Source organism: Nitrospira tepida (genome assembly GCF_947241125.1).
In the GTDB taxonomy this organism is placed as follows: domain Bacteria; phylum Nitrospirota; class Nitrospiria; order Nitrospirales; family Nitrospiraceae; genus Nitrospira_G; species Nitrospira_G tepida.
The window spans coordinates 3,980,997-3,994,174 of sequence record NZ_OX365700.1 but is presented as its reverse complement, the minus strand read 5'-3'; the positions used below and the strand labels follow the sequence as shown (position 1 = coordinate 3,994,174).

The window sequence follows — 13,178 nt, the reverse complement described above, 5'->3', positions numbered from 1 at the left end:
GCCTCAGACGTGAACCAACCCCGCCCGCTGCTCATCGGGGGTCAGCCGCGCTCGACCTCCCTGCGAGATGCCATCCGCAATCCCTACAACGGTGAGGTGATCGCCGAGGTCTGTCTGGCCGATGACGCGGCCGCGGAGGAGGCGGTCCGTTCGGTCGAGGCGGCGGCGCGGGAGATGAGACGACTTCCGGCCCATGCCCGCGCCGCCGCCTGCGCCAAGATCGCGGAGGCGCTGCGGCAACGGCAGGAAGATTTCGCGCAGGTGATGGTGGCCGAGGCGGGCAAGCCCTTGTCGGATGCCCGGCGCGAAGTGTCGCGCGCGATTCAGACCTTCCTGGTGGCCGGCGAAGAAGCGAAGCGGGTCGGCGGCGAGGTCATTCCGCTGGACTGGACGCCCGGCATGGATCGGTATCTCGGGTTGACCCGTCGGGTGCCGGTCGGGCCGGTGCTGGGGATCACGCCCTTTAATTTTCCCCTGAATTTGGTTGCGCACAAGGTGGCGCCCGCGCTGGCGATCGGGACGGCGATTCTCATCAAGCCGGCTCCGCAGACGCCCTTGACCGCCCTGCTGCTGGGCGAGGTGGTGCAGCAAACGGGACTGCCTCCCGGAGCCTTGAACGTGGTGCCCTGCGATAACGCGATTGCGCAGCGGCTCGTCGAGGACGAGCGCTTCAGCGTCTTGAGCTTCACAGGCAGCGCCGCCGTCGGCTGGATGTTGAAGGGCAAGGCCGGGAAGAAACGGGTGCTCTTGGAACTCGGCGGCAACGCCGGCGTCATCATCGAGCCGGACGCGGATTTGGACCTGGCCGCGCAGCGCTGCGCCGTGGGCGGCTACGGCTATGCGGGCCAAACCTGCATCTCGGTCCAGCGCATTTTGGTCCAGGAATCCGTGTCCGCCGCCTTTACCGAGAAACTGCTGGCGTTGGTCCGGGCCCTGAAGGCGGGGGATCCCCGCCGGGAAGACACGGTGGTCGGGCCGGTGATCAATCAGGCGGCGGTCTCGCGGATCGAGCAGTGGATTCAGGAGGCGTTGCAGCGCGGCGCGCGCCGGCTTCAGGGCGGAGGCCGGACCGGCAACGTCTTCGATCCGGTCGTGCTGACCGATGTCGCGCCCGACATGAAGGTCTCGTGCGAGGAAGTCTTCGGCCCCCTGGTGGCGGTGACCCCCTACCGGACGTTTGACGAGGCGCTCCGCATGCTCAACGAGTCCCACTACGGCCTGCAAGCGGGGGTATTTACCCGCGATGTAAATCGCATTTTTCAGGCGTTTCGCGACCTGGAGGTGGGCGCGGTGCTTGCCAACGAGATCCCGACGTTTCGGGCGGACCACATGCCGTATGGGGGCGTCAAGGATTCGGGGCTCGGCCGGGAAGGGGTTCGCTACGCGATGGAGGAGCTGTCGGAATTGCGGCTGCTCGTCATCAATCAGGCCGAGGCGAGGTCCTGACACCGTCCACGTCGCCATCATCCGCTCCAGTGGCAGCAATCCAGTTGCGAAAGCGCGGGTAAGTTGGTACAAATGCGTCCCGCGTGCCGCACGCACCAGCAAGCGTGAACTCTCCTGATGTGAGCTTCAACCACGTCAGCGTGATCGCCGGGGCCGGCGAAAAGGGGGATTATGGTTCCGACACATCTGTTTCTCACACGTGGCGTGGGGGTGCATCGAGAAAAGTTGGCGTCCTTCGAGCAGGCGTTGCGGTCCGCGGGGGTCGCCTACTGCAACTTGGTCAGCGTCTCCTCGATCCTGCCGCCGAACTGCAAGATCATCCCGCGCAAGCGCGGCGAGAAGCTGCTGAATCCGGGCGAGATCACGTTCTGCGTCATGGCGCGATCGGAAACCAACGAACGGAACCGGCTCGTGTCCGCATCCATCGGTCTTGCGATCCCGACCGATCGGCGCACCTACGGCTATCTGTCCGAACACCACGCCCACGGCGAGACTGACGAAGAAACCGGCGAGTACACCGAAGACTTGGCGGCGCAGATGTTGGCGACGACCCTGGGGGTCGAGTTCGATCCGAATTTGGCCTGGAAGGAACGCGAGCAGGTCTTCAAAATGGGCGGCAAGATCGTGCGGACTCTGAACATTACGCAATCGGCCATCGGGAAGGCCAATCGATGGACGACCGTCGTGGCCTTGGCCGTGTTCATCCCGCCGGAGAATCTGCCGAAGCGGCGCCGGTAGCGGACCGCTGAGGTGTCCGATCCGACGCGGGGCATTGATACCGGCTCTCGTCGCGGCGGTGATCGAACCATGGCCGTCCCTTCAGGTTGGCTGACCATCGAACAGAATTTTCTGGGCCTGGACGAACCCTGCTGCCATCCGGACCAGGCGGGTGTTCACGTGCTCCGGCTCCCTACGAATATACGTCGAGTTATATCCAAGGGTCCGACCACGGTGGATGTCAGTGAAATCGCCCCGATCGACGGATTTGCCGCGCCGCAGTTTTCGATCGCCCGGCTCATCTATCGCCCGTCGGGGCTGATCCACGTCGGGCGCCGGCGAACGCCGAGCGTCCGATAAGTCCACGCCCGCTCCCCGCGGCCTTGCGATCGTCCGCGATCGGGGCTGACGGCGCCGTCATATCCCATATCCACGCCGAGGAATCCGTTCATGGCCCCCGCATCTCCCCGCCGCTCGGAGCCGGGCAGCATCCGCATCAATAAATTTTTTACGGAACAGGGGATCTGTTCGCGCCGGGAGGCAGACCGGCTGGTGGAGGAGGGGCGCGTCACGGTGAACGGCCGCCGGGCGGTCTTGGGCGACGTGGTCACCGCCCGCGACCGGGTCGAGCTGGACGGCCGCCCGATCCCATGGGGATCGCGCCGGGTCTATATCAAGTACCACAAGCCGGTCGGCGTCACGACGACGAGCGAACCGGACGTCGAAGGCAACATCATCGCCGCGATCAAGCACCCCGAGCGCATCTTTCCCATCGGACGATTGGACAAGGATTCCTCCGGGCTCATCCTGCTCACGAACGACGGCGACATCGTCAACGAGATCCTGCGGGTCGAGCACGGCCACGAGCGCGAGTACGTGGTGCGTGTGGACCGCCCGTTCGACGGAACGTTCCTGGATCGCATGGCGGCGGGCGTGCTTGTGTTGGGCCGTCCGACCTTGCCCTGCAAGGTCCGGAGAGAGACGGCCGATCGATTCCGCATCGTGCTGATCGAAGGGCGCAATCGCCAGATCCGCCGCATGTGTCAGGCGCTCGGCTATCGGGTGACCGCCCTCACGCGCGTGCGCATCATGCACATCACGTTGGACGGGCTGCCGGTCGGACGGTGGCAGGATCTGACGGCGACGGAGCGGGACGAACTGTTTCGAACGGTCGGACGCGCCGTGCCCGCAAGGGATCGGACGCGGCCATGAAGGCGGCCGCCGCGCAAGCGAACGGAACGGATCTACTCGGATCCGGCGAGTTTGGTATCCGCGCGAGGGAACGCCAATCCGGCCTCGGCGTTCCTGCTCGAATGACTCGATGACGAAGCGGCCTGCCGCTTTCGAGCCGCGGCGCTTCGCATGGCGACCAGGAGATTCAGAAACGCCAGAAACGTGCTGCCGAAGAACAGCAGCGAGCTGGTGATGCGGATGGTCCTCGTGCCCTGATCCCTCATGTCTTTGGCTACATCCGCCACCGTTTCCAACAGACGGTCCAAGGCGATGCTGACCTGCACGACCTTCGGACCGGCGTTTTCCGCCGCATGCACTTCGGCCTCCCGGCGTAACTTCGTCGCCTGTGCCGGAGTGGGGGCGGTCCATTCCAGGAGCAAGAGATCCGTGGTTTTGCCGGCGCTGTGGAAATAGTCGTCCAGACTGAGCCGGAGCGCCTCCAGGTCTTCCGGTTCGCTGCGCCCGCTTCGGGAGACACGAAGGCTGGCGGCGGCATACCGGTCGATCGCATGTTGAATCTGCGCCCGAAGCTCAGGAAGGCCGGCGGTAATCCGATCGAACTCTTTCTTGCTGTCGGCTTCCAGCGCCCGAACGATCGTGGTCCGGTACCGCATCACGTCCGCCATGATATGGGCCAGATCGGTGGCGCCGAGCGTGTACTCGGTGTACATCACGCGCAGGTCCTGATCGACCTGGCTCAACTCCTGGCCGCCCAACCAGCCCAAGCCGATGATCAGCAGACTGAGGGTGATCTGCGGGAATCCAATTTCGCGAAGGCTGAGGCCTTTGAACAGTTTCACGAGGGCTCGTAGGCTACCCGATTTCGACGCGGCGGTCGATATAGGGCGTCAGGGTCGGATCGTTCGAGATGAACACGACCGACCAGGGTTCTTCTTTGGAGCAGAGGCGGCGCAGGAGCGTTTCGCGCTGGACCGGGTGCATATTGTGCAGCAGGCCGTCGAAGATCAGGATCTGCGGGCGGGTGACGATTGCGCGGGCCACCAACATCTTCTGGATGCGCGCTGGCGAAAAAACGGCTCCTTCGGCCCGCACATGGGTTTTGATGCCCTGTGGCAGGGCGTCGATCTCTTCCTCCAGTTCGGTAAAGCGCAGGGCCCAGCGCAGGTCGCTGTAGGCGATCGACGGGCGGCCCATTGAAATATTGTCCTCCACGGTGCCCTCGAATAGGGTGAGCTTGGAATCCAGCACGAAGCCGCGGCAGGTGTTGATGCTGTCCATGTCGAGGTGGCGGAGATCCACGCCGTTGTATCGGATGACCCCCGAGGCGGGGGACTCCAGGCCGGCCAGCACGCGCGCCAAAGTCGTCTTCGCCTGATTGGATGCCGTGAGGATGCCGACTTTTTCACCCGGCGTGATTTCCAGATCGAAATGTTCAAAAAAGGCGTCGCCCTCCGGTCCAGCCACGCCCACATCCCGGCAGGTCAAACGGATGCCGTGAATGGCCGGGTCCGGGAGGGGAACCGACAGGACGGCCCGATGTTCGTCCTTGGGGAGCGAAAACACAAAATCCAGTTCCGTCAGCGCGGTGAAGAAATAAAAGACATGCCCCATCTTCTTGACGAGCGACTCAAAGCTGAACAATAGGCGGCCGACGATCACCTGCGCCGCCACCAATTGACCGAGCGTCAGTTGCCCGATGGAGAGCAGCCACCCCGCCGTGGCAATGATGCCTCCGTGTCCCAGGGCCTGCCAGACGACCGAGCCGAGATATTGCCGCATCAACACCGCAAACCGGGTTCGTCTGGCTTCCGTATAGCGATCGACCAGCTCGTCCGTCCGGCGCAAGAGATAGGGTTTGGAGGTCGTCGCCTTGAAATGCAGCAGGTTGTAGGCGATCTCTTGGAGCCAATGCATCGTGCTGTATTTCCAATGCGAGACCTCCAGCGTCGCCTTCAGCCCGCCTTGACTCAAGAGCACGAAGACCAGGGCGCCGCCGCCGAACAGCACGATGTTAAAGCCGAGGAAGTAGGGATGATAGAAGACCAGGAGCGTCATCCCGACGATCCCGCCGATCACGACGTCGATGAAGTCGATCAACAATCCCGAGAGGGCGCGCTGCATGAACACGGCTTCCGTGAAGTAGTTGGCGTATCGGGGCTTGAATCCCGCGATCCGCACGTCAGGGAAATGTTGGGTCATCCCCAGCGCGACCCGCGCGAACAGGCGCCGCTGGAGAATCTCTTCCGCATAAACCTGGAAGGCCTTGAACGCCCCGACGAACAGGAGGCTGGCGAGGATGATGATGGAAAGCGTGACGATCGTGATCGGTTGGATGGCAAAGGCGAAGGTGTTGACCAGCTCTTGCACGGTCAACGGGACGATCAAGGAGAACAACCCGATCGCGAGCGCGTAGGAAAAAATGAGTCCGAGCACCCGGCGTTCCGCCCGGAGCAACACCCCGAAGCGGGACATGATGTCGCGGATCGCAAGGGACGGGTGAGGCTGCTGGTTATGGTCCTGTGCCGAGTTCATCAGTCAGGTTCACACTCTCCAGCAGAGAACAGGACTGAACCCCCCAGCCTGAGCGGTGTGCCGACAGACCGGTTCGGTAGGCACCAACGTCACTACCCTATCAAAGGGGGGTAAAAAAAACTACTCCTTCGGCCCTGTCGGTCGGACTCTCTACCGAACTTGTCGATAGCTCACCGGGACCGCACTGGGTCCGCTTTTGGCCCAGGCGCCGATGGCCCATTGATACAGGGCCAGGGCTTTTTGATAGTCGGCCTTGGCCCTGATCAATTGGATCTCCGAATCGACGCTGTTCCGTTCCCGGAGGTTGACGAAGAGGACGCTGGTCGCGCCGAGACTAAACCGAAACCGCTCGCCCTCTTCCAGCGTTTTCGCCAGACGGAGCGAATCGGCGGCGGCTGCGATCCGTTCCTTGGCCCGTTCGATGGCCGACAGGGCGTTATCCACATCGACGACGACCTGTTGCTCCCGGTACTTTTGGAGCAGCACCAGCCGGTCGGCCTTGCCCTGCGCTTCCAGGACCTCGCCGCGGCCCCGCCGCTGCATGATGGGGACCCGGAGTTCCAGCCCGAACTTGTATCCGAGGCCGAGGACGAATTTTTCCGGACTGCGCGCGGGCGAGGCGTCGGCGTCCAGGCTGGGGAGAAGGTTGTTTTTGGCCAGCTCAAGATCGATGTCGTTGAGCTTGGCCTCAATGCCGATCTCGCGCACTTCCGGGCGATCGGCCTTGGCTTGTATCTTGTTGGCCTTCACCGTCTCCGGGCTTGGCGTCGTCTGGTTGGCGGGGAACTCCGGAACCCGGTCGATGGCCGGAGTCACCGGTTCGCTCTTCTCCCACAGGAACAAGGACATCTTGAACTGTTCCTGCTCGACCAGCCGTTGGGCGGCGATCGCCGACTCGCGGCGCCGCTGGACTTCCTGGTTCGCTTCGACCGCATCCAAGGGTGCCACGGCCCCGGCCTTGGCCCGTTGCTCGATCTGCTTCATCCGATCCTCGGCGACCTTCTGCGCCCGCTGGGCCACATCGGCGAGTTTGGCGGCGGCGACCAAGTCCCACAACTGGGTGGCCGCCGCGAGGAACAGTCCTTGGCGGGTTTCGGCGATCTTGACCTCGGCCCGAGGATCGGCCAGTTCTGACCGCTGGAGTTCCGCCGATTCGGGATTGACCAAGAGCCCGCGGAGCAGAGGAATCGAGGCGCCGAGCAGGATCTGGTTGTCCTTGCCGACCTTGAGATCCGGGATCACGGCGTCTCCGATGGAGTAACGATATCCGGCGATACCCTTGATGCCGGAGGGATGCCGGAAGTCCATGAAGGTGTCGTTGAAGCCGGCGGTCTGAGTGCCGAGCTGCGGCCTGGAACTGGAGATAAAGCGCTCGATCTCGGTGTCGTTCACCAGTTGGGGCTCAAAGGCGCCCAAGGCCCGCAACAGGCGGCCCCTCGCCACGACCTTCTCCGTGCCGGCGCTCTTCAGCAGGGGGTGAGAGCGGTCCACCCAGGCGAAGACCTCCTCCTGCGACAGCGGAATCGGCGGCAGCGGTTTCGATTTCGGCTCTTCCGCAAAGGCGGCGGCACCCGTCAGCGCAACGGCGCACAGCAGCGTGGCTGTACCCAAGAGTCGAACGTATGATCTCATGACCCACTCCTTTCTGAGCGATGGCTCATAACGAGAAGAATGACGACGTTCGAGAAAGCGGACGGGATGCAGGCCGTTGTGGCAGGCGACGGGCGTGAGCCGGCTGAGCGCCGGGTCACTTGGCGCTGGTGCCTGCTTTCGGAAGGAGCGTGTCGATCAGTGTGGGCGGCCGTTCCTGGAAGTCCGGCGGGAACAGGTTGAATCGCCGCCACAACTCATACCAGAGCGGAACGCGGTTCAGGATGACCCATCCCATCGTCTTGGTTCCCTGCCGCACGTGCGCCTGATCGGGCCAGGGACGGTCCTCGGGATCCGGCACGACCCAGAACCGGAAGTTTCCTTTCCCGTCGTCCACTTGATCGATCACCTTGATGACGCCCCCGTAGGTGCCGGCCATCACTTCCGGCCAGGCCGGCAGCGGAATCGCGGGAATCCCGTAGAACAGCAGACGGACCTTTCGGCCGACGTTCAGGAGCGGCGCATCGATCCCGTCCGCGACCATTTCGATCGCCTTGTCCATGCTGGTCGGAGAAATCCTGACCAGCTTGTCGCCCTGCTTCACGGTTTCTCCGGGCCCCACCTGGGCCATTCTGACGACCGTGCCGTCCACCGGGGCGTAAATATGTCCGGCCAGGCGCCGCTGGGTGGCGTTCGAGAGGCGCAGCTCGATGTCCGCCAACTCATTGGCCGCCTTGGCCGCCTCGGCAAAGGACCCATCCCTCGACGCTTCGGCCTCCATGAGCCGCTGGAGCACTTCCGCGCTGACCTGTTCCTTGCCGTAGCTCAAGGCCATCATGGCCTGTTGTGCCGCCTTGAGTCCGGCTTGGGCCCCCTGCAGATCGGCCTTCGTCGCGATGGCCGCCTGAATGGTGAGTTCGAGCTCGCGCTGAGAGACCAGCCCTTGCTCGGCCAACTGTTTGTGGCGGTCGACGTTCAGTTCGGCCGTGGCCACGGCGATCTTGGCCGCCTCGACCTTCTGGGTCGCCTCGCGGACTTTGTTCTCCGCCTCGACCACGCGCGCGGCCGCGGAAGGGACGGCCGCCTTCACGAGGTTCTGCATTTCCTTGATGCGCTTATCCAACTGGTCCGCGCGTTCCAGTGCGGCCTTGCGAGTTTGGTCGAGAGCCTTCTTGCGTTCTTCCAGCCTGGCCAGCAGGTCGGGCGCCATGAAGTTGGGATCATAGTCGTCGAGCTCGACGATCAAGTCCCCCTGTTTAACGCGGACGCCTTCGTAGATGTGCCATTTCTTGATGCGGCCTGTGATCTGAGATTCGATCCACTGCGGCCGTTCGTAGGGGGAATAGGCCGACAGTTGGCCGGTGACGGTGATTGTCTGGGTCCAGGGAACGAAGGCGATGATGATCAGGAACGCGAGCAGCAGTTTGATGGCAAGGCGGGATGAAAACCGCAGCCGATCGGGTATCTGAACCGCTTCCCAGGATTGGAGCTTGCTCGAGACGGCCAGATCATCCACGACCAGTTCGTCCAAACCGGTCGGTTGATCCACGAAGGATCGGATCTGCCCTCGGAGCCCGACTTTTCCCGGTTCCGTCGCCATGGGGGAGCGAGCGGGGCGTTTCGGCCTCCACTCGCTGCTGATCATATGCCAAGCAGAGGGGAAGGGTCAATTTCCCACGAGGAAGCAACCAGTTGGTCTGGTGGTTCTTGACGGGCCCCGGGCCTCAGGCTAAGGTGTGCGCGCCCCCGGGTGATCCGCGGAGACCGCGGTCCCGGGCGATCCCTTTCGGCGGGAAGCTCGGTGGGAAGCGGGGCTTGGAAAAGTGAGTCGAACGAAAGGGATAGAGACTATGCCGGATCGTCCTCTCGTCGGTGTGCTCGGCGGCAGCAAGAGCGACTTCCCGATCCTTGAGAAGGCGGTTGCGATCCTCACCCAATTGGGAATCGCGAACGAACTGCTCGTCGTTTCGGCCCACCGGACGCCGGATCGGCTGTTCGCCTATGCCGAACAGGCGGCGGGAAGAGGCATTGAAGTCATCATTGCGGGGGCCGGGGGGGCAGCCCATCTGCCCGGCATGTTGGCGGCCAAGACCCACTTGCCGGTGATCGGCGTGCCGATCCCGACCGAGCACCTGAAGGGCTTGGATTCGCTGCTCTCGATCGTCCAGATGCCGCGGGGCATTCCTGTGGCCACCGTGGCAATCGGCGGGGCCGAGAACGCCGGCCTGCTGGCGGCGCAGATTCTGGCCGGCCGATATGAGCCTATCCGCGAGCGCTTGCTTCAATTCCGAAGCGACCAGACCGATAGGGTGGCCGCAGAGCAACCGGCGTTTCTCGCGGCCGACCATCCCCGTTCCTCGGTTTCGACGGCCCGCCGATCCGGCCGGTCCCGCTAACGACATGTCGGACATGCTCATCGACCCAGGTTCCCTTCTTGGCGTGCTGGGCGGGGGACAGTTGGGCGCAATGTTCGTCACGGCTGCGCGGCGATTAGGCTATCGCACCGTCGTGTGGGACCCCGATGCGCAGGCTCCGGCCCATCGCATCGCCGACCGATCCGTGGTTCGATCCTTTGAGGATCAGGCGGCGCGTACCGACTTCGTGCGGGACCTCGCGGCCATCACCTACGAGTGGGAGAATGTCCCGGCCGAGGTTGTGCTGGCGCTTGAACGACAGACGCCGGTCCGTCCAAGCGGGCGTATTCTTGAACACATCCAAAATCGCCTCGTCCAAAAGCGGTTTCTTCAGCAACGGGGGTTTCCCGTCGCGGCCTTCCGCGAAGTGCGATCGTTCGCCGACCTCTCGGCCGCCGCGGAACTGGGATTTCCCTGTCTCTGCAAAACGGCGACGGCCGGGTATGACGGCAAGGGGCAGTGGCGCATCAATGACGCCCGCGAGCTGGAACGCCTGCAGGGGATTGTTCCCGCTCGGCCCGAACCGTCACGCGCCTGGATCTTGGAACGGCACATCGCGTTTGATCGAGAACTGTCTGTTCTGGCCGTCAGAGGGAGCGACGGCCAACATGTCGTGTATCCCGTTGTGGCCAACGAACATGAAGCCGGGATCCTCCGCCGGACCACGGTCCCGGCCCCCCTTGAGACCGCGACAGCCCGGCGGGCACAGGACCTTGCGGTCGCCGTCGTGGATGCGCTGTCAGGCGTCGGAGTCTTTTGCGCGGAACTCTTCCATACGCCTGCCGGCGAGCTGCTGGTGAACGAGGTTGCGCCCCGTCCCCACAATTCCGGCCACTACACGCTGGATGCCTGCACCGTGTCGCAGTTTGAACAGCAGGTGCGCGCCCTTTGCGGACTTCCCCTGGGAGAAGCCCGCCTCCTGAGCCCCGCCGCGATGGTGAACATCCTCGGGGACGAAATCGTCCGGCTTTGCCGCGGCGTACAACTGCGGACTCTCTTGGAGCAACCCGGCGTCCACCTCCATCTTTACGGGAAAACGGGCATTCGTCCCGGACGAAAGATGGGCCATATCACCGTGACGGCCGATACCATCCAGGACGCGGAGGTCGTGGCAGGGCAGATTGCCCGGATGGCGGTCGATCCGGCGTTCTTGTCTGCACCAGACCGATCGAAAATCTGACTTTCTCGATCAATCTCCGCCCTTTCCCCTCTCCGTTCCTTTTTGTCGATGCCGACGGTTTCCGCAGACAGACCCGGCGGCTACCGTTCATGAAAGCCTGATATTTTGAAAGCTTACGAGCACTGGTCCCGGTACACCCATTGCTTACTTCCATGCCGCGCAAAGGTTCCCGCGACTGCTGATCCCATAACCGTGAGGTATATTCGATGACCCCATCGGCAAGTCTGTCCGTTCCCGAATCCCAATCACTCCCGACTCCGTCCGGCCTCATGGCGCTGCTGTCCGTGCCTCGTTCCCGCTATGTGGTGCTTCAAGCCCTGGTCGGCATCGGCCTGTCCTATGAGTTGCTGTTCGGGGACGAGGTGATCGTTTCCTCGGCCGTTGCGCACCTGATCGTGGCCGGGTTGCTGCTGGTGACGATCGGGCTCGTCCTGACGCCGACGCGGTGGTTGGCCGATCCCTGGTTCATGAGCGGACTGGTCGGCGCCAACACGCTCATGGCGATGGCGATCGTGTATGTGTCAGGCAACGCGCGGGGAGAGTTCTACCTGGCCTTCTTTCTCCTGATGCTGGTGGCGAGTTCGGTGCGCACGCTTGGCCAGATGCTCAGGCTCTCGCTGGTGCTGTGCCTCGGATATGCGCTGTTGCTGGCGCAGGGTGTCCTCATCACGGGTAGCCTCTCCGTCGGGCAGCTCATGGGCCTGCCGCTGTTGCTCATGATGGCGATCTTTTACGGGCTCACGCTGGATGAACTGGCTGGTGAGCGACGCCGAAGCGAGACGCTCTGCCACCGATTGGCGGAGTTGCGGCTGGAAGAAGAGGCGCTCTTGCTGACCCGCGACCGGCTCATGCATGAGGTCAAACGACTTCGGGCGAAGCTGGCCTCGACCACATCGACGCCACCCCTGACCGCGCGCGAGGCCAAACCGATCGTGACGCCGGTCCAGGGCTTGCCGGCCGCCTCGATGGAAGAACCAAGGACAGCCGATGAGGTCCCTCACCTGGCGGCGTGGCTGTCCGGATCGCTCCGCGAACAGGTTCGGGTCATTGGACGTGAAGCCGGTCAACTCCGAACCTCCCTCGCGCGAAGTGATCAGGCCCATAAGTATGTGGACCAGATGTTATTGGCCGGAGAGAAACTGGCGGCCTTCGGGACGCATCTGGACGTATGGGGAGGGACAGGCCCGACACAGCGCCAGGTTCATGCGCTCGACCGGATTCTGGAGCATCTGGACCCGGTGATTCGCAACAGTCTTCCGGCCGGTATGCAGATGATTCTCCAAGCGGACCCTGATACGCCGCTCGTGGCGGCGGAAGATGGGGCCATCGAGCAGATCCTGCTCCAGCTCGTGTTGAACGCCCGCGATGCCATGAGGGAGGGAGGCTCTCTCACGATCAGGGCTGGGGCGGCCCCGGCCGAAGCGGTGAGGCGGATGGCCGGGGACCAAGCCGTTCCCTGCGCGATGCTGACGATCACCGATACGGGCATCGGCATGACGCCGGAGCAGCGGGCCCGTGCGCTGCATCCCTTTCGGGACGGCAGTTTGCCGGGGAGCGGAAAGCCGATGGGGCTCGCCCTCGCGGTGCGAGCGATCAAGAACCTGGGCGGCGAGATCGCGTTCGAAAGTCGAAAGGGACGGGGGACCCAAGTTACGATCCTACTGCCCCAACCCAAGCCGGCGGCGAATCAGAACCGGCAAGGGCGGACCTTCGAGCGGGCCTTGCTGGCGCAGGGATCGGAAACGGTGCTCGTTGTCCTTGAGGAGGAATGGCAGAGAAAATGCGTCGCGGCCGCGCTCCATCGAGCCCAATATCAGGTCTTGGAAGCCGGCTCGGGAGTGGAAGCCTTGATGGTCGCCCGCGAGCAGCCCGGCGGGATTCAGCTCCTTGTGAGCGATCTGGCCATGGCGGAGATGTCGGGCGCCGAACTGGCCGAGCGATTGTTGGCGCAACGGAGAACGATGAAGGCGATTTTCGTCTCAGGCTATCCGGACGATGTCCTGGTTCGTCATCGGATCGCTCCCCGCTGCCACGTGCAAAAACCCGTACGTACGGAAGAGCTGTTGAGGCGGGTGCGCGCGGTGCTCGATCACCCGTAGGCTACC

The 13,178-nt window shown here is 63.5% G+C and carries 11 protein-coding genes; 7 read left to right on the top strand and 4 right to left on the bottom strand.

Annotated features, from left to right (window positions below):
- Positions 1–9 precede the first annotated feature (9 nt).
- From QWI75_RS18940 to QWI75_RS18925, 4 genes are all read left to right on the top strand, one after another.
- Positions 10–1,446: an aldehyde dehydrogenase family protein gene (locus QWI75_RS18940; protein WP_289270730.1), complete on the top strand. Its 1,437-nt coding sequence runs from the start codon at positions 10–12 to the stop codon at positions 1,444–1,446.
- 171 nt (positions 1,447–1,617) lie between these two features.
- Complete coding sequence (locus QWI75_RS18935; RefSeq protein ID WP_289270728.1) at positions 1,618–2,184, top strand: pyruvoyl-dependent arginine decarboxylase; 567 nt, start codon at positions 1,618–1,620, stop codon at positions 2,182–2,184.
- 69 nt (positions 2,185–2,253) lie between these two features.
- Positions 2,254–2,523, top strand: coding sequence for a hypothetical protein (locus tag QWI75_RS18930; RefSeq protein WP_289270726.1), 270 nt, complete (start codon positions 2,254–2,256; stop codon positions 2,521–2,523).
- A gap of 90 nt (positions 2,524–2,613) precedes the next feature.
- Positions 2,614–3,375, top strand: coding sequence for a pseudouridine synthase (locus QWI75_RS18925; RefSeq protein ID WP_289270724.1), 762 nt, complete (start codon positions 2,614–2,616; stop codon positions 3,373–3,375).
- 32 nt (positions 3,376–3,407) lie between these two features.
- Here the strand turns inward: QWI75_RS18925 and QWI75_RS18920 are convergent, their stop codons facing one another.
- From QWI75_RS18920 to QWI75_RS18905, 4 genes are all read right to left on the bottom strand, one after another.
- Positions 3,408–4,196: an MCP four helix bundle domain-containing protein gene (locus tag QWI75_RS18920; RefSeq protein ID WP_289270722.1), complete on the bottom strand. Its 789-nt coding sequence runs from the start codon at positions 4,194–4,196 to the stop codon at positions 3,408–3,410.
- A gap of 13 nt (positions 4,197–4,209) precedes the next feature.
- A complete protein-coding gene (locus QWI75_RS18915) occupies positions 4,210–5,889 on the bottom strand; it encodes an ATP-binding cassette domain-containing protein (RefSeq protein WP_289270720.1) in 1,680 nt (559 codons plus the stop codon).
- Between the two features lie 150 nt (positions 5,890–6,039).
- Complete coding sequence (locus QWI75_RS18910; protein WP_289270718.1) at positions 6,040–7,521, bottom strand: TolC family protein; 1,482 nt, start codon at positions 7,519–7,521, stop codon at positions 6,040–6,042.
- 115 nt (positions 7,522–7,636) lie between these two features.
- Positions 7,637–9,079 carry an HlyD family secretion protein gene (locus QWI75_RS18905; protein ID WP_289270717.1) on the bottom strand — a complete coding sequence of 481 codons (1,443 nt, stop codon included), beginning with the start codon at positions 9,077–9,079 and terminating at the stop codon, positions 7,637–7,639.
- Between the two features lie 250 nt (positions 9,080–9,329).
- Between QWI75_RS18905 and purE the strand changes: the two genes are divergently transcribed.
- The 3 genes from purE to QWI75_RS18890 all read left to right on the top strand — a co-directional run bounded on the left by purE (position 9,330) and on the right by QWI75_RS18890 (position 13,172).
- Positions 9,330–9,875, top strand: coding sequence for a 5-(carboxyamino)imidazole ribonucleotide mutase (purE, locus tag QWI75_RS18900; RefSeq protein WP_289270715.1), 546 nt, complete (start codon positions 9,330–9,332; stop codon positions 9,873–9,875).
- A 13-nt stretch (positions 9,876–9,888) separates the two neighbouring features.
- Entirely contained in the window at positions 9,889–11,073 is a 1,185-nt protein-coding gene (locus QWI75_RS18895) for a 5-(carboxyamino)imidazole ribonucleotide synthase (protein ID WP_289270713.1), read from the top strand.
- Between the two features lie 206 nt (positions 11,074–11,279).
- Entirely contained in the window at positions 11,280–13,172 is a 1,893-nt protein-coding gene (locus QWI75_RS18890; protein ID WP_289270711.1) for an ATP-binding response regulator, read from the top strand.
- Positions 13,173–13,178 lie beyond the last annotated feature (6 nt).

What these genes read in the sequence shown, in the direction of transcription:
- QWI75_RS18935 (WP_289270728.1), top strand. Translation starts at nt 1,618, where the DNA reads ATGGTTCCGACACATCTGTTTCTCACACGTGGCGTGGGGGTGCATCGA.
- QWI75_RS18930 (WP_289270726.1), top strand. Translation starts at nt 2,254, where the DNA reads ATGGCCGTCCCTTCAGGTTGGCTGACCATCGAACAGAATTTTCTGGGC.
- QWI75_RS18925 (WP_289270724.1), top strand. Translation starts at nt 2,614, where the DNA reads ATGGCCCCCGCATCTCCCCGCCGCTCGGAGCCGGGCAGCATCCGCATC.
- QWI75_RS18915 (WP_289270720.1), bottom strand. Translation starts at nt 5,889, where the DNA reads ATGAACTCGGCACAGGACCATAACCAGCAGCCTCACCCGTCCCTTGCG.
- QWI75_RS18910 (WP_289270718.1), bottom strand. Translation starts at nt 7,521, where the DNA reads ATGAGATCATACGTTCGACTCTTGGGTACAGCCACGCTGCTGTGCGCC.
- QWI75_RS18905 (WP_289270717.1), bottom strand. Translation starts at nt 9,079, where the DNA reads ATGGCGACGGAACCGGGAAAAGTCGGGCTCCGAGGGCAGATCCGATCC.
- purE (WP_289270715.1), top strand. Translation starts at nt 9,330, where the DNA reads ATGCCGGATCGTCCTCTCGTCGGTGTGCTCGGCGGCAGCAAGAGCGAC.
- QWI75_RS18895 (WP_289270713.1), top strand. Translation starts at nt 9,889, where the DNA reads ATGCTCATCGACCCAGGTTCCCTTCTTGGCGTGCTGGGCGGGGGACAG.
- QWI75_RS18890 (WP_289270711.1), top strand. Translation starts at nt 11,280, where the DNA reads ATGACCCCATCGGCAAGTCTGTCCGTTCCCGAATCCCAATCACTCCCG.